This is a genomic window from Variovorax sp. dw_954, from assembly GCF_018449755.1.
GTDB lineage: Bacteria > Pseudomonadota > Gammaproteobacteria > Burkholderiales > Burkholderiaceae_C > Variovorax.
The window spans coordinates 64,685-85,285 of sequence record NZ_JAAVVD010000024.1 but is presented as its reverse complement, the minus strand read 5'-3'; the positions used below and the strand labels follow the sequence as shown (position 1 = coordinate 85,285).

The following is a 20,601-nucleotide window of genomic DNA, read 5'->3' as shown; positions in this document are numbered from 1 at the left end:
CCGCCTCATTTCAACTGGGTCAGCTGCTTGTGGATTTCACCCAGTGCCACTGGCACGCGGGCGTCCCAGCTGGCCTGCGGATCCTGCGTCAGCTCGATGAGGAACAGCAGGTGCTCGTAGACCGACCCCCGGTTGCGTTCGCTGACGCCGCGTGAAAAGGCGCGCGTGTAGGCGTCGATCGCCTTCTCCTTGTTGAGCAGCGCAGTTCCGATGCTCGACGGGTCCGCGCCTTCCACCAGCAACATTGCAACGGCCAGGTCTCCCTGGCCTGACGCGCGCCAGAAGTCATGCTCCGCCTGCAGAAGCGTTGCGTCACGCCTCCTGGTTTGTTCGATCAGGCTGCACATCTCCTTCCGCCACGTCGAATCGGCCTCTGCGGCGACCAGTTTCTCCAGCAGCACGCCGGCCACGGCGCCGTTGGCCACGGGGTAGTAGTCGTTGTCGCCCGGCAACTGCCACGCCTTGAAATAGGCCGTGGCGGTGTCGAACAGGCTCTTGCGGCGCTGCGACCTGTCCAGGGCCAGCCAGGCTCGCCGCTTGTGCGCACTGCCGATCAAGGACATCCGTTCCCGGTTCGGCGCCTGCAACACCAGCGCCTCCAGCGGCGCGATGGCGGCCGCGATCTCGGCAGAGAGTTCGGCGTGCTTGTCCGCATGCGTGCCTGTGCGACGCTCGTCTTCGCGCAGCGCCGACCACAGGTCGGCCGTGCGTCGAACCCGCAGGTTCGCGCACTGTTCGATGGCCAGCAACGAGCATTCGCCGATCGGCGCCGCGATGGCGATCGTCAGGTGCTTGATGGCCTGATCGCGCTCGCCTGCTTCGCCATACAACAGCCCGAGGGCGGCGGCCACGTCGGCACGCGCCAGCCAGAGGTCGCGAACGCTAGCCGGCGCGCGGTCGAGGCAGGTCTGTACCCGCTCCTCGAGATCCCTGGTGCGCGCCTTGCTGTCCCCGCTCCTGGGTGCGTCCTTCTCCGCCACGAGCAAGCTGTCGAGTTCGGCCACCAGCTCACGCGGGGAGACGTAGTCCGGCACGACCGGGCGCGCATCCTGCATGCCGTCGTTGACCAGGCGCCAACCGGGGTCGCCATAGCATTGGTACGCGCCCCAGGTGTTGGTGCTGGGGTGGTCATCATGCGTCTTGCTGCGTGCTCGCCGGACCGCATCTCTAAACGTGCTGCCGGCCAGCAGCGCAGCGTAGAACGTGCGCGCGAAAGTCACGGCCGCGGCGTCGTCCACCGCCCAGCCCGCAGCCACCACTGCGCGCGCACCCATGCGGATGCATTCCGCGCCGAGGTTGGCGGCGAGCTTGTGGTACTCGGGCACCTTGCCATCGGTGCGCCCGAGGTGACAGCAGTTGATGAACACCAGCTCCGGAACATGGCGCATCTGTGCGATCTCGCCCGCACCAAGGAAAACATTCTTGCCCACGACCATGCCGGACTGGGGCGCCGACTCGGGCGTTTCACGCCACTCGTGCTCGCCGTGGCCGGCCAGGTGCAGTACGCGCCAGGCGCGCTTGTGCAGTGCAGGCATGATGTCCTTGAGGATCGCGTCGGGGCCGATCAGCGCAAGCACTTCGTCGGTGGGGAACACGGCGCGGAGCGTATCCCGCACCGCGGCGGCCTCATTCTCCGCACCCTTGAGCTGGGGAAACTTGTCCCAGCCCTCGAGCTGGGGGTCGCCCACGATCAGCACCGCATGATCGCTGGCGGTCAGCGGCGCCGGACGGTATTCGACGGTCTTGAGCTGCCGCAACATGCCGGCGTCGATCGCCAGCGGACGCGCGTTGATGCTCCAGCGGTCCTCCAGCAACTCCCAGGGAAATCGCGCCGAGCGCTCGTCCAGCAACAGCACCATCCCGCGCGCATCGGGTGAGGTGAGGCGGAATTCCAGCGGCAGGAGCATTTCGAAAAGGGTGTTGGCCACCTCGCTGTCGGCACGGGTGTCGCCGACTGCACGTGCGATGTAGTGCTCGGCGAAGGCGACCCGACTCGTGGACTTCTGTTGTTCCGCCCGCGCCCGCTGGCCGGCAATCGAGAAACTCAGCATGCCTGTTCTTTCATCCTCGAGGATCTCGACGCGCTGATCCCAGGAGCGGTCGGTGTCGAAGACGCGGCGCTTGCGCCCGCGAAGTTCGACCCCGCTCAGGACCACGGGAGGATCCCAGCGAACGGCCGACCCCAGGTCGCTGTTCTTCAACGCCTCGTTCAGTGCGAGGCCGGCCGACAGTGCAATGTCCTCATACACCTCGATGAACTCGATGGTGTCGATCAGCACCCGGCTGTCGAGCCTGGCGCGTTCAAGGCGCCGGTTGGCGTCGATCGCGGCATGCAGCAGCGACTCGACGGATTCGCGCGCGCTCAGCCCCGCATCACCACTGCCGACCAGCACGCACGAAAGGCCGACGGAAAGCCGCTCGCCGTCCCGTGCGTGGTGCTGTGCCAGCTGCCGTGCATGGTCGACCATCGCGGTGCGGGCGGTGGCGCGCAACCGGGCCGCGGTCAGGTCGCCAACCTGGCCCAGGCCGAGCACGACCGCTCCCTTGAACGTGCCGTCCGTGTTGGCGCACGCATCGGCGAAGAAGCTCATGGAACTGCCGCTGCCGCCCGGATAGACCCCGGCGGTGTAGGCCTGCGACAGCGCACCGTTCAGGGCGTCGTCGATCACCCGTTCGGCGCTGACGATGAGGTCGCCCATGTAGTGCCCCACCATGACCGCGTGGTTGGCCATCTTGAGGTCGGCATGGCGCACAAGGACCTTGATCGGCGCCTGGGTGATTTGCGGGGCACGGCGCCGCGGCTGCGTGCCGCCGAAGCCCGCGCCGCGCAGGTCTGCCTCACTCGGAAACGCGTCGACCGGGGGCTGGACCAGTTCGAAGCGTTCGCGCGCACCGCGTGCCCGCGCCGGTGGCGCCTGCGAGAGCTGGTCGGTGCTGCCGCGCGCGAGCAGGTCGACATACGCGCGGAAGATCCTCCGGTCGTCTTCGTTGGCACACAGTTCGTCGTGCGCGGTGTCGGGTGCATACCAGGTCTTGACGGTGTCCAGCTTGCCCGAGTCCCAACTGACGGTGCCGTCGCCGTCGCTGCTCGCGATCCAACTGATGCGTTGTCGCTGCACCTGCTCGTCGACGACCAGTTCATGGTCGACCACGGTGGCGCGCGCGCAGCCGGCGACATAGAGCATGCGCTCGGGATCGACCACGGTCCCTTTCAGGCGCTTCCAGGTCTGCTTCGCCTGCACGAACACGTCCGGCTCGACGAGCGGAAAGCCGGCATCGCAGGCGGTCCGGAGATCCTTCCAGAATTTGACGGCGCCAAACTGCGCCTCGGTCTGGTCGTCGCCAAACGGCAGCATTTCCACCAGGCCCGGGTAGCGACGCACGATCTCGATCAGCCCGTTGGCGCCGCGTGTGAGATCGAGCAGGGCCAGCTTGGCCTGGGTCGGATTGAAGCCGGTGAGCCAGCGCATCGCCTCGTGCGATCCCCGGTTCGGCGTGCCCAGCATCAACAGCCGACTGCCAGTCGTGAGTCGGCCCATGTCGTTCCACAGAGCCGTACCGGCCGCGCCGTCGGCGATCATCGCGCGCACGACCAGGCCACCCATCGAGTGGGCGAGGATGTGCAGCGCTACACCCTCGTCATTGGCGCGCTTGAGAAGCGGCGCCACTGTTGCTTGCAAGCCGGCCGCGTTGTCGCGTACCGACAGGCGCCAGTCGTAGGGAAAGAGTTCGACCCGGTGGTCGCGCGCCAGGTGTGCAATCAGCGGGCCGTAGAAGTCGTCCAGCGGTTCGGTCGCCTTGACGCCGTCGGCGTCGATCACCAGCTTGCCCATGCCGCCGAACATCAGCGCGCGGTAGTTGACCCATACCGGCGCTCCCTTGACGGCCAACGCGCTGCCCAGCGCGCCGGGCACGAAGACGACGATCGGCAGCTTGCGCGTGTCGGCGGCGCTGCGCTGTAGTGCGGAGCGGTAGCGTGGTTCCTGCTGGCTCGCCTGCGAGATCGGTGCGAATCCGCCGTCCTGGTTGTCTTCCCGCGTCAGGCCCTTGACCAGCCACCCGATGGTGGTCGGATTGCGGAAATAGTGCGTGTGGGTCACCTCGGGCCCGCGGTCCTCGAGTACGCGCGCGAAGCCTGGCGGGCGCGCCAGCCCGCCGCTCATCGAGCCCGTGTTGACCACGAGATCGTTCTGGTCGCCATAGAACCAGTCGATGAGGAACATCTTCAGCCGGCTGAAGGCACCATTGCCCTGGGTGTCCCCGGCGATCACGGAGAGGTCGGCGCCGGTCGTGATGCCGCCCTGGTTGAGCAGGCGTGTCAGCGCCGAGCCAGGCATCATGGCTTCGATGCCCGGCATCACGCGCGCATCGGTTCGCTCTTTCAGCACCGCAAGCAGGAACTCCAGCCCGTCGCCGACAAAACTCTCGGGCACCAGTGCCTGCAGCACCCCCAGCCAGCGATCGAGCCGGCCAGACGCAAGCGTGGTGCCGCGCGCTGGGCAGGCCACGCGCACGAAACGGCGAATGCGCACCCGCTTGGCATCGAGCAGCCGGAGCAGATCCCGCAGGCGTTCTGCATCTTTCTCGTAGGTCTTCGCCAGACGCTTGGCGTCCTCCTCGTTCAGCCGGGGCAGCCCCGGCGGGCGAGAGAGCTCGGGATCCTGTTCGAACAAGCGGCTGATGAGGTCTTCGGCCAGCGGATCCATCTCCCGCATCCGGCCGGCCAGGGCCAGCAGTTCCCCGACCAGTCCGCCGCGCGAGTGCGACACGATGTGCAGCTCGGCGTCATCCGGCAAGGCACCTGCAAGCGCCAGTGCGTTGTCGATCGGACTCTCTGTCAGCGTGCGGTGCTCGAACGCATAAATGCGTTCACCATAAGCCTTGGCAATTGCCTCGCGCGCCAACCCTGCGGCACGACCGGCCGCGTCGTCGGTGCGCGCCATCAACCCGCCGTAGCCACCCTCGAAATTCGAGAACGTGCCGTGCACGAACAGCAGCAGCGGCTGCTTGCCGGGCGGGCGCGCGTTGGCCGGAAGCGGTGAAAGCGGCGCCGCCTTGTCGAGTTGGCATCGATAGAGTCCTGGCTCCGGCACCTTGAGCTGGCGTTGGTCGACGAGCGCGGCCAGGTTGAGAGCGGCCTTCTGCTTGAGGTTGATGCCGAAGAACTCCAGTACCTTGATGCCGATGGACAAAGCGCCCCGCTGGTCGGCTTGGCCGCTGTCGTCGATCTCGATGAGTTCCGGCTCCGTGGCGCCGCGTCCCTGGTTGCTGCTCGAACCCCGCAGCGCGACCAGCTCGTCGGCGCGCATCCAGATCACCTGGTCATCGGCGAAGACGACGCGGACCAGTTCATCGGATGCGACCTTGACCTCCGGCGCGGGACCGGCCGCGCGGCTTGCGCCGCCGATGCCCACGCGCCGGGCACTGGTGACGGTCAGGTGCTGCATGCCCTGGATCTCGGCGGGGCCCAGGTACGTGCCGCGCAGATGCAGGATTCGAGGTGCGTTGTTGGCCATGCCCTTGCCTCTTGAGGTTCGTTATTGGGGCAGCGCCGGTCAGCATGCTGGTGAGTTGGACGCGTCTTGCGTGGGCTGTCGACGTCGGCGCGGCTTCCTCCTCAGCCTGAATTATCAAGTCGGTGCGAGGTGGCGGTCGAGGAAAAGCATCCCTCGATGGGTGGATGGACCTGCCGGGAGCCTGCGCGCAGAATGCCGCCAGGACTCGGGTGCTTGACCGCGATCCCTCACCCACGATTCGACCGAATGCATGCTGGTTCCGACCTTTACTCTGGCGGCGATGCGGGGTCTGACAAGGAACTGACATGGCCGATTTCAATTGGGTTGCCGCAGCCTTGGACGATCTCCGAGATCGCTACAAGAGGCCACATGACGATGCTGATGAGTGGGTTGATATCGGCCCAAACGAATGGGCTGCGCTTGTCGAAAGGCTGCGCGAGATCGGATCGCCGGACAGGGCCGAAGAGGATTCCTGGACAAGGAGCAGCCTCGGCGCTTTCGATGCCTTCCTGAATGCAACCTGGGCAGAAGCACAGGAACAGAAGCAGAACGGAGTGCAGAAGCCCTGCCGCGTGTTCGTCTCACACCAGCAGGCCGATGTCGTATACGCCGAGCGCATCGCGTGGTTGGCAAACAAGAATGGCCTCGAATATTGGCTCGATGTCCATGACCCCGTGCTGCGACTTGCCAATGGATGGGCTTTGCCGCCACTCACGAAGTCCATCCTGATTGCGTCCATCATCGAGATGGCGCTGCTCAACTGCTCCCATGTGATCGCGGTGCAGACGAAGAATGCCGTGCACTCCCGATGGGTCCCCTACGAGTTTGGACGGGCAAAGCAACACATCCTGCATTCCTCCCAGGCCGCGAGTTGGTTCGACGTGGGCATGGACCCAGTGGTGAATGGAAACGACTATCTCCTTCTCGGCATCTGCGCGAAGTCGGAGGCTGCAGTCATCAATTGGTTGCAGAACCATGGAGGGGGCTGCATGGGCACGAATCCGAAGGTCGGGACGGAGCCAGCGCCACTGCCGATCTAGCGCTTTCCCGCTGGGACTCGTGCGCCAGGGGTGTGCACTTCGACTCGCGTGGTGCGCGGTGGCCATGACCACGCCTCGCCATGACTTCCGACGAGACGCCCATGGGCACCCCGACGCAGCCACGCGCACTTGGATCTGGAGCGGGCTTAGCCGCTAGACTTTCGTTCACCCTCGGAGCCGCTCTGGTCGTACCCGATGTCTCGCATCTTCCTGTCGTATCGCCGTGTGGACGAACACTACGTTGGGCGCGTCTACGACCGTCTCGAAGACAAGTTCGGCGAGAAGAACATGTTCAGGGACATCGACTCGATGTCACCGGGGACAGACTTCCGGGCCGAGATCGAAAAGGCGCTTGGATCCACTCAGGTCCTTGTCGCGATCATTGGTCCCGGCTGGTTGAATGCGGCCGACGCCGCCGGAAATCGCCGTCTCGAGGATGTCAATGACTTCGTGCGCCTGGAACTGGAAACGGCCATCCGTCGCAAGATCCCGCTGATCCCCGTCTGCGTCGGCGGCGCGGTCATGCCCCAGGCGAACGAACTTCCGCAGACCCTGGCAGAACTTTCGTTTCGCAACGCGATTCCCGTTCGCTCCGGCGCGGACTTCAAGCATGACATCGACCGACTCATTGGCGCAATCACTGCGAGCCTGCCGAGCAAAAGGATTGGCGTCCCCAAGACGCCGATCGCCCTTGTCTTGCTTGGGCTCGTGGTTTCGGCTGCCCTTTATTGGTATGTGCGCCAACCTGTGCCTGAACCTGCGCCAGGTCCAACCCTCTCGACGAACCCGCCGCCCTTGCCAGAGCCCTCCGTCCCTGCGCCCTCGCAAAACATGGACGCAGTGCCGACGACGTTGAGCATGAACAACCAGGTCGTCCGCGACTCAAAGACAGGTCGTGTCTGGGCGCGCGACATCTTCCAGCTCGGTACGACGAAAGAGCTTCTCAAGGCCAGCGCGGCAGGGACGGCCACACGCTCCCAGGACCTTGCAGCGATCGACGCGAAGGCGAAGGCGCTGCTGCTTGACGGCCTTACAAATTGGCATCTGGCCTCGGAAGAGGAGATGCAAGACCTGAAAGCCATCGACGGGAGCGCCTTGTTCCGGGCCTTTGCGACGCGCCAGATCCCCGGCGGAGCCACGAACGTGATGGGAATCCATCGCGCCAGCGATGGCGGCATGAAGGTCTGGGGCTATCAGTATTCCAACTACTTGCAAGGACCCTACGACAACGCATGGGCAGAAGGGAACGATCTCGGCGTCTGGATTGCCCATGGCCCCGTGAAGCAACTGAAGGATGAGGCGGGCACCCAGGTCGTACCGAGCACACCTGAACGCCGGACGGAAAAGCGCCTGGAACCACTTCTCACCGGCCTGATGGCCAGCAAGGGCGGCGCCATCACGGGGCGTGAGGAGAAGGTTGCGGACGGATTCGTCGGCAATCTCGACGCGGACGATCGTCGAGCGATCTACGTCTACAGCCTCAAGCCCCTGGGGCCCGGCGCCCTGGTGCAGGCTGAAGTCACTCTGGCGCCACAGCAGTCGTCCGGGACCGGGAGCATCTCAGTGTCGCTATACGAATCGACCGGCGTGTTCCGACCTGAGCAAGGCGGCGACTGGCAACCGGTGAATCTCGCCGAACCGCTGACATGGGATGGACTTCATCAAGTCCGCCTGACGCTTCCGGAGCACATCATGCGCAACGCGTTCAACACCGGATCGTTGCTCGGGCTGCACTTCAAATACACGGGCAAGGGCGATGTTCGATTCAAGGCGCCAAGCCTGGTCATCACATTCATCAAGACCGAAGACCTGTTGATCAAGCGCTGAGTCGCAAGCCGCGACACCGGTGCTCCGCGGTGGCAGGTTGAGCGGCCTGTCATTCGCTCAAGGCCAGGTACGTGAGGAAGAGCGGCGCCGTCCTCCGGAGCATCGAGACCTCGCCCGGGTCAATGCTTCGCCGTTGCACGTCGAAGTGGATCAGCACGCCGCAGGGCAGGGCGCCTGCATTGGGTTGAAGCAGGCTTCCGCAGCACGATTCGAGGGAGTTGAGCGGGTCACTGCGGCTGAGTCGACTGTCTTCCGATGCGCAACTCGTCGTGAATTCGCCCTGGCGGAGCATGTGACGCCAGATGCTTGCGCGAAGCGGGACCAGCCGGTGCCAGGTGCGAGAGTCGGCCGTCCGGTCGAATACGACGGTCGGACACATGCCAGCGCCTCGCAGATTGAACAGCCCGGTGTAGCGGTAGTCCGTCCTGTGGTTGAGCATGGCCAAGCCCGCGAGGACGCCGCGTGTCGCAAGAACACTCCTGACAGCCGCGATCCGAAGGTCGAAGTCCAATTCATGCATTGCATGGCTCCCTGTACCTGCGCATCGCATCGGCCGAAAGCGTCGACACGCCACGCGCATGCATGAAACGATAGTGGGACGGTCGACCGGCCGTCTGTACGCTGCCGCACCATGGCAAAGCCGAAGCCGCGAAGCCCTAGTCCAGGAATGCCTCGTAGGCCCGGCACTCGGCGGCATAGCAGCCACAAGCGGCAGCCTCGAGCCCCTTGCGATCCAGGACCTCGATATCGCCCCGGTGATAGACGATCAAGCCACTGCGTTGCAACGCACCGGCGGCGGCCGTGATGCCCACGCGTCGCACGCCGAGCATGTAGGCGAGGAACTCCTGCGTGACGTGGAAGTGCGTGGACTGCGCGCGGTCCTGGCTCATCAGCAGCCAGCGCGCCAGGCGCGGCCCGATCATGTGGAAGCGCAGGCACGCGGACGAGGTTGCCAACTGCGTCATCAGGACATGGACATAGCGAAGAATCGCATGCTGCAGCTCGGGGCTGCGCTTCAACGCCTTGCGAAACGCCGGAGCGCTGATGCGCAACGCCGTGCCCGGGCCCTGCACCAGCGCCCGCAGCGGCGTCACGGAAACACCCAGTGCCAACTGTGCGCCCAGCATGCCTTCGCTGCCGACCATGCCGACCTCGACGCCGGGGCTCTGGTCGATCATCGAAACCAGCGATATGAAGCCTTCGACCGGGAAGTAGGCATGGAACGTCGGCATGCCGGTCTCGCAGAGAACCTCGGACAGCACCAGCTCGAAAGGCTCGCACATCGCGAGGAGGCGCCCCTGGTCAGCGGCGGGAAGCCCGGCGATCAGCCGGTTGCGGACGTTCGTCATGCGGCATCTCCAGAAGATTGCCACTCGTCCGGTTGGGCGAGCGGCTCGCCGTCAACGCTCTTTTCTCGCCTGCAGTAGGGTCCGGTGCGTCAGTATGCGCGCAATCCCGTCTCGTTCATCGGCGGAAGCAGCCTGTCGTATTCCTTCTTCACGACGGCATAGCATTCGCAGCTGCGCCTTTCGAGCCCTGCCCGATCGAGCACCGATATGCGACCTCGTGCATATCGGATCAGGTTCGCCTTCTGCAGCTTGAGCGCCACCTCGGTCACGCCTTCGCGCCGCACGCCGAGCATGTTGGAGATCAGTTCCTGGGTCATGGAAAGTTCGTTGTCCCGCAGCCGGTCGAGGCTCAACAGCAACCACCTGCACAGTTGCTGGTCCACCGTGTGGTGCCGGTTGCACACCGCCGTCTGCGACATTTGCGTGATCAGGGCCTGCGTGTAGCGCAGCAACAGCTGGAGCACCGGACCGGCCCGGTCGAACTCGTCCTTCATCGCGCGCGCTGACATCCGCAGGCCCTTGCCGGCGCTCTGGACCACGGCGCGGCTGGGCGTCGAGCCACCACCCATGAAAAGAGGCACGCCGACGATGCCCTCATTGCCCACGATGGCGATCTCCGCCGAGGCGCCGTTCTCCAGCACGTACAGCAGCGAGACGATGGCGGTGGTCGGAAAATACACGTGGGTCTGCTGGCTGCCCGACTCATGGAGCACGTCGCCCAACGCCATCTCGAAGGGTTCGAGGTTCGGAAGCCACCGGCCCCATTCGGCAGTGGGCAACGCGGCCAGCAGCCGGTTCTCCCGGGGATCGGGCGTGGACATCCGCAAAGCTCCTTGACGCAACGGGCAAGGACTCTGCCCAGTCGGCGCCCCCCTGCAGAGTGCCGGCCGAAGTATAGGAAGCGGGGCGGATCTCGTATGTTCGTTAGCGCACAGAGTCAATCGAATGTCCGCCTGACCTCGATTGCCCGCGTGCCGGCTTTTGAAGGCGAGCCCTCAATCGAAATTCAGGATCACTTTCATCGCTTGTGTGCGATCGGCCGCGAGCGCGAAGGCACGGGCCGAATCCCGATACGAGAGCGTGGCGGAGATCAAGGGCTTCACGTCGACCAGGCCCTTGTTGAGCAACTCCACGGCGACCGCGAATTCCTCGTGGAAGCGGAAGGCGCCGCGCAGGTCGAACTCCTTGGCGACGATGGTGTTGATGGGCAGCGTGAAGTCGCCGCCCAGGCCCAGTTGCACGATGATGCCGCGCGGGCGCAGCGCATCGAAGGCGCCGACCAGGGCGCGTGCATTGCCGCTGGCTTCGAAGAGCACGTCGAAGCTGCCCTTGTCCGCGGTGAAGCGGGCCAGGCCTTGTGGATCTTCGGCCACGTTGACGACCTCGTCGGCGCCGACTTTCAAGGCCTTGCCGAGCGTGTGCGCGCCGACGTCCGTGGCGACGATGTGGCTCGCGCCCGCGCGACGTGCCGCGATGATCGCCAGGGCTCCGATCGGCCCGCAACCCGTGACGAGCACGCGCTTGCCCAGCAACGGACCTGCGCGCCGCGCGGCATGCAGCGCCACCGCGAAGGGCTCGGCCATCGAGCCTTCGCCGTCGCTCACCGAGTCGGCCAGCAAGTGCGCCTGGTGCTGCTCCACCACGATCTGCTGGCGGAAGGCGCCCTGCACGTGCGGCGTGCGCATCGCGCTGCCGTAGTAGCGCATGTCGAGGCAATGGTTCTGCAGTCCTTCCTGGCAAAACTTGCAGATGCCGCAGGGCCGGCTCGGGCTGATGGCGATGCGCTCGCCCACCTTGAACTTCGTGACTTGGGCGCCGACGGCTTCGATCATGCCGGCCACTTCATGACCCAGCACCATCGGCTCCTTGATGCGGACGGTGCCGAAGCCGCCATGCTGGTAGTAGTGCAGATCGGAGCCGCAGATTCCGCCGCAGCGCACGCGCACCTGCAGCTGGTCGGAGCCGAGTTCGGCGGTTTCGTATTGCTCGACGCGCAGGTCGCCGGGAGCGTGGATGACGAGGGCTTCCATGATGTGCCTTGATCAGAGTTGAGCGGTCACGCCGCCGTCGACATAGAGGATGTGGCCATTGACGAAGTTCGACGCGTCGCTGGAGAGGAACACGCCGGCGCCCACCAGGTCTTCCACGTCGCCCCAGCGCCGCGATGGCGTGCGGCCGATCAGCCAGGCAGAGAACTCCGCGTTCTTGACGAGCGCATCGTTGAGTTCGGTCTTGAAGTAACCCGGCCCGATGCCGTTGACCTGGATGCCATATTGGCCCCAGTCGATCGCCATGCCCTTGGTCAGCATCTTCAGCGCGCCCTTGGTCGCGGCGTAGGGTGCGATGCCGGGTCGGCCCAGCTCGCTCTGCACCGAGCAGATGTTGATGATCTTGCCGCGCTTGCGCGGGATCATGCGCTTGGCCACCGCCTGCCCGACGAGGAACACGCTGTCGAGATTGGTCTTGATGATCTCGTGCCAGTGGGCTTCCTCGAATTGGTCGAGCGGGTTGCGGCGCTGCATGCCGGCGTTGTTGATGAGGATGTCGATGGGGCCGGTGCCGGTTTCGATCTTCTCGATGGCGGCGTTGACCGCTTCGCCGGAGGTGACGTCGAAGGCGGACGTGACCACCTGCGCACCTTCGGCACGGAGCACGTTGGCAGCAGCTTCGAGCTTGTCGGCGTTGCGCGCGTTGAGCACGATGCGCGCACCCGCGCCGGCCAGGCCGCGCGCCAATGCAAAGCCGATGCCGGCGCTGGAGCCGGTGATGAGGGCGGTGCGCCCGGTGAGGTCGAAGCTCTTGAGGACGGGGTTCAAACAGGTCTCCTGGATCGTTCAGCGGGCGGCCAGCACTTCGGGGTTGACGGGCGTGGGCGGTTTGCCGGCCTGCGGGCCGAAGCCGAGCGCGGCGATCAGATTGTCGATCGTCAGGGCGGCCATCGCCCGGCGCGTTTGTACCGATGCGCTGCCGATGTGGGGTGTGAGCAGCGCGTTCGGCAAGCCGAGCAGTCCGGGGTGGATGGCGGGCTCGCCTTCGAACACGTCGAGGCCCGCGGCCGCGATGGTGCCGGCGCGCAGGGCTTCGGCCAGTGCGGCGTCATCGACGATGCCGCCGCGCGCGATGTTCGTCAGCGTGGCCGAAGGCTTCATCTGCGCCAGTTCGGCGGCGCCGATGGCGTGGTGCGATTGCGGCGAATAGGGCAGCACCAGCACCAGGTGATCGGCCTCTTTCAGCAGCGTTGCCTTGTCCACGTAGCGCGCACCGAACTCGGCCTCCGCCTCGGCCGGCAACTGCGAACGGTTGTGATAGATCACCCGCATGCCGAAGCCCAGCGCGCCGCGCCGTGCAATCGCGCGCCCGATCCGCCCCATGCCCAGGATGCCGAGCGTCGCGCCATGCACGTCGCCGCCGACGAACATGTCGTGGATGCCCGGCTTGTTCCATTCGCCGCGGCGCACGAAGTCCTGAGACTCCGCGATCCGGCGCGCGGCGGCCATCATCAGCGCGAAGCCGTAGTCGGCGGTGGTCTCGGTCAGCACGTCGGGCGTGTTGGTCACCAGCACGCCGCGCGCGGTACACGCCGCCACGTCGACGTTGTTGTAGCCCACGCCCACGTTGCACACCGCCTTGAGCTGCGGGCATGCATCGAGCAACGCGGCGTCGATGCGCTCGCTGCCGGTGCTCATCACGCCGTGCTTGCCCTGCAGGCGCTGGCGGAGTTCGGCGGGGCTCCAGATGGTGTCGTGGGGGTTGTCTTCGACGTCGAAGTAAGGGTGCAAGCGGTCGGCGATGTCGGGGAAGGTGGCACGGGTTGCCAGGACGGAAGGGCGCAAGATGTCTCCGGGGAGTTTGTTCGATGTTTGAGAGCATCAGTTCGGGCAACGCGCCTCGAGCGCATCGATGAACGAACGGTCCCAGCGCCCTTCGGTCATTGCGCGGATCGTCTCGGCCTCCGTCGCGAGGTGCGCGCGTGCCTTCTCGATCAGCCACTCAGCATCGTCGGCGGAAAAAGCCATCAGCCCGTCCATGTCCCCGACCACGATGTCGCCAGGGTTCACCACCATCCCGCCCACCGACACCGGCACGTTGATCTCGCCGGGCCCATCCTTGTACGGCCCGCGATGGTTCACGCCGCGCGCATACACGGGGAACTCGCGCTCCGCGATTTCCGCCAGGTCGCGGATGCAGCCGTCGAGCACCACGCCCACCGTGCCGATCTTCGCGGCATAGAAGGACAGGATGCCGCCGATCATCGCGTTGGACATGTCGCCGCTGCCGTCCATCACCAGCACGTCGCCGGGCCGGCAGAACTCGAACGCACGCAGCATCGTCAGGTTGCAGCCGCCGCGCGACTTGAGCGTCACGGCCGTGCCTGCCATCGTTTTCTTGCCGGCGCGGTGATAGGGCCGCAGTCCCACGCTGCCGATGTTGCGATGCATGTTGTCGCTCAGCGCGGCAACGGGAATGTCGCGCAGCGCTTCGAGGATCTTCGCGTCGGCCTGCGGGGCGGAGGGGTTCTTGCGGATGGCTTTGAATTGCACGGGATGTCCTTGGTGTTGTCGTGTTGTTGATCAGTGCAGTTCGGAGACAGCGCCGGCGATGCGCTTGCAGCCTTCATCGAGGATCTCGATGGACGTGGCAATCGACAACCGGAAGTAGGGCGAGAGGCCATACGCCGTGCCCGCGACCGTGGCCACGCCCGCGCTTTCCAGCAGGTACATCACGACATCCCCGTCCTGCTGCAACGGCTTGCCGGCTGGCGTCTTCTTGCCGATCAGGTCGTTGCAGTTGATGTAGAGGTAGAACGCACCCGGGGGCGTCGCGCAACTCAGGCCGGGGATGGCGTTGATGTTCGCCAGCGTGCGGTCGCGCCGCTGCTTGTAGACCGCCACGCTCTCCGCGACGAAACTTTGATCGCCGTTGAGCGCCATGGTCGCGGCCGCCTGGCTGACCGAGCAACAGTTGCCGGAAGTCTGCGAGAGCAGGGTGTCCATCGCCGTGATCAGGTCGGCGGGGCCGGCCGCGAAGCCGATGCGCCAGCCGGTCATGGCATAGGTCTTGGAGACGCCGTTTACCACCAGCGTGCGGTCGCGCAGCGCCGGCTCGACGGTCAGGATGTGCGCGGTGGCCTCGCCATCGAAGCGGATGTGCTCGTAGATGTCGTCGGTCATCACCATCACGTGCGGGTGCTTCAGCAGCACGTCGGCCAGTGCGCGGTATTCGCTGGCGGTGTAGCTGGCGCCCGTGGGGTTGCTCGGCGAATTGATGAGCAGCCAGCGCGTGCGCGGCGTGATGGCCGCTTCGAGCTGCGCGGCCGTGAGCTTGAAGCCGTTGGCCTCGGGGCAGGCGACGGTGACGGGCGTGCCTTCGCAGGCGATCGCCATGTCGGGGTACGACACCCAGTAGGGCGCGGGGATGATCACTTCGTCGCCGGGCTCCACCGTGACGGCGAAGGCGTTGTAGATCGCGCTCTTGGCGCCGCTGGTGACGATGATCTCGTTCATCGCATAGTCCAGCCCGTTCTCGCGCTTCAGCTTGGCCACGATGGCTTGCCGAAGTTCTACTGTGCCGGCCATCAATGTGTAGCGCGTCGCGCCCTTGTCCATCGCCTCGGTGGCGGCGCGGCGGATGTGGGCCGGCGTGTCGAAGTCGGGTTCGCCCACGACCAGGTTGACGATGGACTTGCCTTGCCGGCGCAGTTCGTTGGCGCGGTCGGCGGCGGAGGTGCTCGGCGACGGCTTGATGCGCCGGACGCGCGAGGCAATGCGGGAGGGGGTGTTCACGGAACTTCCTTGGAGTGAGCGGTGCATGGGGCGTAACGGTACGCAGATCGCCGCGCCAAGGCCAAGACAAGATCGGTCTGTATCGATAGGCTCAGCTTATGACTGCGCCCGACGGGCCTGCGCTATGCGCGTGGACGCAACGATGAGAAAAGCTTCGACGCTCGCGTGGGCGCCGTCCGATAGGCAGCCCGACCGCCCGGTGCTAGGCTCGGCTTTTGCGTGGGACCCCCCGTGAACCTGCGACGCCTCAAATACTTCGTGAAGATCGTGGACATCGGCAGCCTGACGCAGGCGGCCGAGGTTCTTTTCATTGCCCAGCCCGCGCTGAGCCAGCAACTGGCGACGCTCGAAGGCGAGGTCAGGCAACAGTTGCTCGTGCGCACCAAGCGCGGGGTGACGCCCACCGAAGCGGGCAAGGTGCTCTACCGGCACGCGCAGATCATCCTGCGGCAGTGCGAGCAGGCGAGGGTGGACATGGAGGCGGCGGGCGAGGGCTTGTCGGGGCAGGTGTCGGTCGGCTTGGCACCCGGCACTGCGGCCTCGGCCTTGTCGCTACCCCTGCTGCGCACCGTGCGCGCGCGGCATCCGGGCATCCTGCTCTACCTCAACGAGAACTACGGCACCACGCTCAGCGAACTCATCATGAACGGGCGCATGGATATGGCCGTCCTCTACGGCGACAAGGCCATCCACGGCCTGACCTTCCTGCCGCTGCTCAAGGAGCCGCTGTTCCTGGTCGGCCCGGCCTCCACGCCGCCGCCTGCGCAGCCGGTCAAGCTGGCCGACCTGCGCGACATGGAACTGATGCTGCCGCGCCCCTACAACGTCGTGCGCAAGCTGGTCGATGCGGCCTTCGTGCGCGCGGGCATGGTGCCGCACGTGGTGGCCGAGATCGAATCGGCCTTCACGCTCACCGCCGCGATTGCCGACGGCCTGGGCGCCAGCATCCTGCCGGCCTCGATGGCGCGGGAGGTGGTGGCGGCCTGCGGCGCCTGGCAGTTCCAGATCGTCGAGCCGGTGATCGAGGCGCCGCTGGCGCTGTGCCTGTCCGACCATCTGCCGCTGTCGGAGCCGGCGCAGGCGGTGAAGGACATCCTGCTGGAACTGGTGGTGGATCTCGCCGGCACCGTCGCATCGACCACGCCCGCGCCCGAGCTGACCGCCTTGTCCTGACCGCGGTGTCATACCCGGTGTCATAAGCCCCCCTTATCCCGGCACAGCCAATCCGTCTTTGGCAGGAAGCCCGGCGGCCGTTACCTTTCATGCATGCCGTCACGCGTCCGCTGGATGCGTCGGCCCTCACCGGATGCCCCGCCTCGACGGCGGGCTCGATGCATGAACCAGGAACAGATCAAGACCCTCATCGATGCACTGGCAGGCTCCGACCTGTCGGAGCTGGAGTTCAGCGAGAACGGCAGCACGCTGCGGCTGGTGAAGCAGTCGGCGCTGGCGGACGCGGCGCCGCGCCGGATCGCGCCGGTGCGCCGGGGATTTGGCGGCGGCGCAGCGCAGCGGCCTGCGGCGAAGCAGGAAACCGCGGCGGCACTGAACGAATGCCTGGCGCCCCTGTACGGCGTGGTGCATCTCCAGGCGACACCGGGCGAAGCGCCGTTCGTGCAGGTCGGCCAGGCGGTCAAGGCCGGCCAGGCGTTGTGCGTCATCGAGGCCATGAAGGTCTTCAACGAAGTGCGGGCCGAGCGGGATGCGACGGTGCTCGAGGTGCTGGTCGCATCGGGCCAGGAAGTCGAGGCGGGCCAGCCGATGTTCCGGTTCACGCAGGAAGGATGAAGCGCATGTTCGACACCGTCCTCATCGCCAACCGCGGGGAAATCGCCCTGCGCATCTTGCGCGCCTGCCGGGGCCTCGGCCTCAAGACCGTGGTGGTGCATTCCGAGGCCGACCGCGACGCCAGCTACGTTGCGCAGGCCGAGCAGGCGCTGTGCATCGGGCCGGCAGCGCCGGGGCAGAGCTACCTGAACCAGTCGGCGATCCTGTTCGCGGCCGAGGTCAGCGGCGCGCAGGCCATTCATCCGGGCTACGGATTCCTGTCGGAGAACGCCGGGTTCGCGGAAAAAGTGGAGCGCGCTGGGCTGACCTTCATCGGCCCGAGCGCCGCCTGCATTCGCACGATGGGCGACAAGGTGGCTGCGAAGAATGCGATGCGCCGCGCCGGCGTGCCCTGCGTGCCGGGCCCGGACGAAGGGTTGCCGGGCGATCCGGCGCAGGTGCTCGCACTGGCGCGCGATATCGGCTACCCGGTCATCGTCAAGGCGGCTGGCGGTGGCGGCGGGCGCGGCATGCGCGTCGTCCACGAAGAGGCCGCCCTGCTGGATGCGATGGCGCTCACGCGCGAGGAAGCGCGGCGCGCCTTCGGCAACCCCGAGGTCTACATCGAGAAATTCCTGCTACATCCGCGCCATGTCGAGATCCAGGTCCTGGCCGACAGCCACGGCAACGCGGTGTGGCTCGGCAGCCGCGACTGTTCCTTGCAGCGCCGGCACCAGAAGGTGATCGAGGAAGCGCCCGCGCCGGGCATCGACGAGGCGCTGGTGGCCGAGGTGGGCGAGCGCTGCGCTGCTGCCTGCCGGCAGATCGGCTACTGCGGCGTCGGCACCTTCGAGTTCCTCTACGAGCGCGGCGCGTTCTTCTTCATCGAGATGAACACGCGCTTGCAGGTCGAGCATCCGGTGACGGAGATGACGGCGGGCATCGACATCGTGCAGCAGCAGATTCGCGTGGCGCGCGGCGAGCCATTGGCTCTCACGCAGGCCGACATCCGATGCCAGGGCCACGCGATCGAGTGCCGCATCAACGCGGAAGATCCCGAGACCTTCGCGCCGTCGCCCGGCCGCATCACCGGATGGCAAGTGCCGGGCGGCTTCGGCGTGCGCGTGGACTCGCATGCGAACGCAGGCTACCGCGTGCCCCCGTACTACGACTCGATGATCGCCAAGCTCATCGTGCACGGCAGCACGCGCGACGACGCGCTCGACCGCATGCGGCTCGCACTCGCGGAGATGCACATCGAAGGCATCTCGACCAACGTGCCGCTGCACCGCGACGTGCTGCGTGACGAAGGCTTTGCCACGGGCGGCGTGGACATCCATCACCTCGAACGCTGGCTTCAGCAAAGGAGTGCGGCGTGAGCACGACCACAGATCCAAGAGCAGCAGGCCCGCGCGCAAGCGGCGCGACCCCGCGCAAGAAAACCGCATCGGTGAAGAAAGCTCCCCCTGCCTCCATCAGCCTGCTCGGCACCACCGCACTGCTTTTCGAAGCGCCCGGCGAACTGGAACTGGCTTCGCAGAAGCGCATCTGGGCGCTGGCACGCGAGACGCAGGCCTGGCCCGAGGTGCGCGAATCGGTGCCCGGCATGAACAACCTCATGCTGACTTTCGTCCGCCCGCCGCGCAGCGCCGTTGCGCTGGAAGAACTGGAAGCCCGCCTGCAGGCCGCGTGGGCCGCGGCTGTCGAATTGCCGATCGAGGGCCGCCTGATCGAGCTTCCCGTGGTCTATGGCGGCGAAGGCGGCCCGCACATGGCGGATGTGGTCGCGCACACCGGTCTCAGCGTGGAGGAAATCGTCGAGATGCACAGCGCGCCGACCTACCCGGTCTACGCGCTGGGAAGCCACCCCGGCTACTGTTATCTCGGCGGAATGGACTCGCGCATCGCCACGCCGCGACGCAAGGTGCCGGTGCTGAGCATTCCCGGCGGCGCCGTGTCGATCGGCGGCGCGCAGACCGGCGTGTCGGCGTCGGCCGGGCCGAGCGGCTGGAACACCATCGGAAGCACCTCGATGTCATTTTTCGACCCCACGCAAGACCCGCCCGCGTTGCTGCAGCCGGGCGACATGATCCGCTTCCGCGTCGAAAGGATCGTCCAATGATCGAAGTGCTTTCCTCCGCGGCGCTGGCCACCGTGCAAGACCTCGGGCGGCCCGGCAGCCTGCGCTGGGGCGTGGGCACCTCCGGCGCCATGGACAACCTGGCGCTGGCGGCGGGCAACATCATGCTCGGCAACGACGCCAATGCAGCCGGCATCGAAGTGCCGGTGTTTCCCTTCAAGGTGCGCTTCGATGAAGACTGCGCCTTCGCGTTGACCGGTGCCGACTGCGCCGCCCGCCTGGACGAGCAACCGCTCATGCCCTGGTGGAGCCACCAGGCGCGCGCCGGCCAGGTGTTGACGCTGGGCCTGCCGCAGGGCGGCGCGCAGCGGGGCAGCCGTGCCGTCCTGTGCGTTGCCGGCGGCGTCGACGTACCGGAAGTGCTGGGCTCACGCAGCACGCAGTTGCGCGGCGCATTCGGTGGTCATGAAGGCCGCGCCTTGCGCCGCGGCGACACGTTGCGAGCCGCCGGCGCAGGGCAGCCGTGCAAGACCGGTTTCGGCCTGGTGCCGCCCTCGCTGGCGCTGCCGCTGCGCAAGGACGACGCGCTGGCAGTTCGCGTGCTGCCGTCCGCCGAATATGCAGCCTTCGAGGAAAGCTCGCGCGCCGAATTCTGGGCCGGCGAATGGAAGATCACCGCGCAGAGCGATCGCTACGGCTACCGGCTGGAAGGAGAAGCGCTGCGCCCGATCGCGCCCATGGAGATGCGTTCGCACGGCATCGTGCCGGGCGTGATCCAGGTGCCGCACAGCGGCCAGCCGATCATCCAGATGCGCGACGCGCAGCCGTCGGGCGGTTATCCGAAGTTCGGCACGGTCATCGAGGCCGACCTGTGGCGGCTGGGGCAGGCGCCGATCGGCAGCCGCATTCGCTTCGTGGAAGTCAACTGGGACGAGGCTGTAGCTGCATTGGACGAAGTCGAAGCGTGGCTCGACAAGGTCAAGCGCGTCGTCGACCTGCATCGCAGCGCACCGCGCGTGAATTGACATGACGCAGCGCCAAATCTTGCGACCGTCACGCTCAGCCGGTTCCACGAGCCAAGGGCGGGATCACGCCGACGGCGTACTCCCCTCCACGAATGTGCCCCGCCGTCAGCCTGCGGCTGCCGGCTGTCGCAGCTCCTCCTTTGTTTCGCTGCGTGGAGCACACCATCGACGTGATCCAGGCGCGCTGTCGTTGAACGGCCGGCACGACGCGGCG

General features: G+C 66.4%; 16 protein-coding genes. 7 read left to right on the top strand and 9 right to left on the bottom strand.

Annotation, left to right across the window (positions count from 1 at the left end; genetic code table 11):
- Positions 1-5: 5 nt before the first annotated feature.
- Positions 6-5,516, bottom strand: coding sequence for a CHAT domain-containing protein (locus HB681_RS29205; protein ID WP_213958382.1), 5,511 nt, complete (start codon positions 5,514-5,516; stop codon positions 6-8).
- Positions 5,517-5,821: 305 nt separating this feature from the next.
- Here HB681_RS29205 and HB681_RS29200 point away from each other — a divergent pair, with 305 nt between their 5' ends.
- Positions 5,822-6,556 carry a toll/interleukin-1 receptor domain-containing protein gene (locus tag HB681_RS29200; RefSeq protein WP_213958381.1) on the top strand — a complete coding sequence of 245 codons (735 nt, stop codon included), beginning with the start codon at positions 5,822-5,824 and terminating at the stop codon, positions 6,554-6,556.
- 195 nt (positions 6,557-6,751) lie between these two features.
- Positions 6,752-8,383: a toll/interleukin-1 receptor domain-containing protein gene (locus HB681_RS29195; protein ID WP_213958380.1), complete on the top strand. Its 1,632-nt coding sequence runs from the start codon at positions 6,752-6,754 to the stop codon at positions 8,381-8,383.
- Positions 8,384-8,432: 49 nt separating this feature from the next.
- On the opposite strand, the gene HB681_RS29190 is transcribed toward HB681_RS29195, so the two are convergent.
- The 8 genes from HB681_RS29190 to HB681_RS29155 all read right to left on the bottom strand — a co-directional run bounded on the left by HB681_RS29190 (position 8,433) and on the right by HB681_RS29155 (position 15,542).
- Positions 8,433-8,903 (bottom strand): hypothetical protein, encoded by a 471-nt coding sequence (locus HB681_RS29190; RefSeq protein WP_213958379.1) that lies wholly within the window; start codon positions 8,901-8,903, stop codon positions 8,433-8,435.
- 136 nt (positions 8,904-9,039) lie between these two features.
- Positions 9,040-9,732 (bottom strand): Crp/Fnr family transcriptional regulator, encoded by a 693-nt coding sequence (locus HB681_RS29185; RefSeq protein ID WP_213958378.1) that lies wholly within the window; start codon positions 9,730-9,732, stop codon positions 9,040-9,042.
- An 89-nt stretch (positions 9,733-9,821) separates the two neighbouring features.
- Positions 9,822-10,553, bottom strand: coding sequence for a Crp/Fnr family transcriptional regulator (locus tag HB681_RS29180; protein WP_213958377.1), 732 nt, complete (start codon positions 10,551-10,553; stop codon positions 9,822-9,824).
- Positions 10,554-10,727: 174 nt separating this feature from the next.
- Positions 10,728-11,762 (bottom strand): L-idonate 5-dehydrogenase, encoded by a 1,035-nt coding sequence (locus HB681_RS29175; RefSeq protein ID WP_213958376.1) that lies wholly within the window; start codon positions 11,760-11,762, stop codon positions 10,728-10,730.
- A 12-nt stretch (positions 11,763-11,774) separates the two neighbouring features.
- Positions 11,775-12,548: an SDR family NAD(P)-dependent oxidoreductase gene (locus tag HB681_RS29170; protein ID WP_213958375.1), complete on the bottom strand. Its 774-nt coding sequence runs from the start codon at positions 12,546-12,548 to the stop codon at positions 11,775-11,777.
- An 18-nt stretch (positions 12,549-12,566) separates the two neighbouring features.
- Positions 12,567-13,565, bottom strand: coding sequence for a D-glycerate dehydrogenase (locus HB681_RS29165; protein WP_213958374.1), 999 nt, complete (start codon positions 13,563-13,565; stop codon positions 12,567-12,569).
- Between the two features lie 36 nt (positions 13,566-13,601).
- Positions 13,602-14,273, bottom strand: a complete 672-nt coding sequence (locus HB681_RS29160) for an RraA family protein (RefSeq protein WP_213958373.1) — start codon at positions 14,271-14,273, stop codon at positions 13,602-13,604.
- A gap of 30 nt (positions 14,274-14,303) precedes the next feature.
- Entirely contained in the window at positions 14,304-15,542 is a 1,239-nt protein-coding gene (locus HB681_RS29155; protein WP_213958372.1) for an aspartate transaminase, read from the bottom strand.
- Positions 15,543-15,746: 204 nt separating this feature from the next.
- Between HB681_RS29155 and nac the strand changes: the two genes are divergently transcribed.
- From nac to HB681_RS29130, 5 genes are all read left to right on the top strand, one after another.
- Positions 15,747-16,688: a nitrogen assimilation transcriptional regulator NAC gene (gene nac / locus HB681_RS29150; protein WP_213958371.1), complete on the top strand. Its 942-nt coding sequence runs from the start codon at positions 15,747-15,749 to the stop codon at positions 16,686-16,688.
- A 162-nt stretch (positions 16,689-16,850) separates the two neighbouring features.
- The gene (locus HB681_RS29145) at positions 16,851-17,303 is read left to right on the top strand and encodes an acetyl-CoA carboxylase biotin carboxyl carrier protein subunit (RefSeq protein WP_213958370.1); all 453 of its coding nucleotides are present in this window, start codon (positions 16,851-16,853) and stop codon (positions 17,301-17,303) included.
- A 5-nt stretch (positions 17,304-17,308) separates the two neighbouring features.
- Positions 17,309-18,661, top strand: coding sequence for an acetyl-CoA carboxylase biotin carboxylase subunit (gene accC / locus HB681_RS29140; RefSeq protein ID WP_213958369.1), 1,353 nt, complete (start codon positions 17,309-17,311; stop codon positions 18,659-18,661).
- Between the two features lie 71 nt (positions 18,662-18,732).
- A complete protein-coding gene (pxpB, locus tag HB681_RS29135) occupies positions 18,733-19,404 on the top strand; it encodes a 5-oxoprolinase subunit PxpB (RefSeq protein ID WP_213958418.1) in 672 nt (223 codons plus the stop codon).
- Complete coding sequence (locus HB681_RS29130; protein ID WP_213958368.1) at positions 19,401-20,387, top strand: biotin-dependent carboxyltransferase family protein; 987 nt, start codon at positions 19,401-19,403, stop codon at positions 20,385-20,387. Before pxpB ends, HB681_RS29130 begins: the two co-directional genes overlap by 4 nt.
- Positions 20,388-20,601: the final 214 nt, after the last annotated feature.

What these genes read in the sequence shown, in the direction of transcription:
- accC (WP_213958369.1), top strand. Translation starts at nt 17,309, where the DNA reads ATGTTCGACACCGTCCTCATCGCCAACCGCGGGGAAATCGCCCTGCGC.
- HB681_RS29175 (WP_213958376.1), bottom strand. Translation starts at nt 11,762, where the DNA reads ATGGAAGCCCTCGTCATCCACGCTCCCGGCGACCTGCGCGTCGAGCAA.
- HB681_RS29155 (WP_213958372.1), bottom strand. Translation starts at nt 15,542, where the DNA reads ATGCACCGCTCACTCCAAGGAAGTTCCGTGAACACCCCCTCCCGCATT.
- HB681_RS29195 (WP_213958380.1), top strand. Translation starts at nt 6,752, where the DNA reads ATGTCTCGCATCTTCCTGTCGTATCGCCGTGTGGACGAACACTACGTT.
- HB681_RS29180 (WP_213958377.1), bottom strand. Translation starts at nt 10,553, where the DNA reads ATGTCCACGCCCGATCCCCGGGAGAACCGGCTGCTGGCCGCGTTGCCC.
- HB681_RS29205 (WP_213958382.1), bottom strand. Translation starts at nt 5,516, where the DNA reads ATGGCCAACAACGCACCTCGAATCCTGCATCTGCGCGGCACGTACCTG.
- HB681_RS29145 (WP_213958370.1), top strand. Translation starts at nt 16,851, where the DNA reads ATGAACCAGGAACAGATCAAGACCCTCATCGATGCACTGGCAGGCTCC.
- HB681_RS29200 (WP_213958381.1), top strand. Translation starts at nt 5,822, where the DNA reads ATGGCCGATTTCAATTGGGTTGCCGCAGCCTTGGACGATCTCCGAGAT.
- HB681_RS29185 (WP_213958378.1), bottom strand. Translation starts at nt 9,732, where the DNA reads ATGACGAACGTCCGCAACCGGCTGATCGCCGGGCTTCCCGCCGCTGAC.
- HB681_RS29130 (WP_213958368.1), top strand. Translation starts at nt 19,401, where the DNA reads ATGATCGAAGTGCTTTCCTCCGCGGCGCTGGCCACCGTGCAAGACCTC.
- HB681_RS29190 (WP_213958379.1), bottom strand. Translation starts at nt 8,903, where the DNA reads ATGCATGAATTGGACTTCGACCTTCGGATCGCGGCTGTCAGGAGTGTT.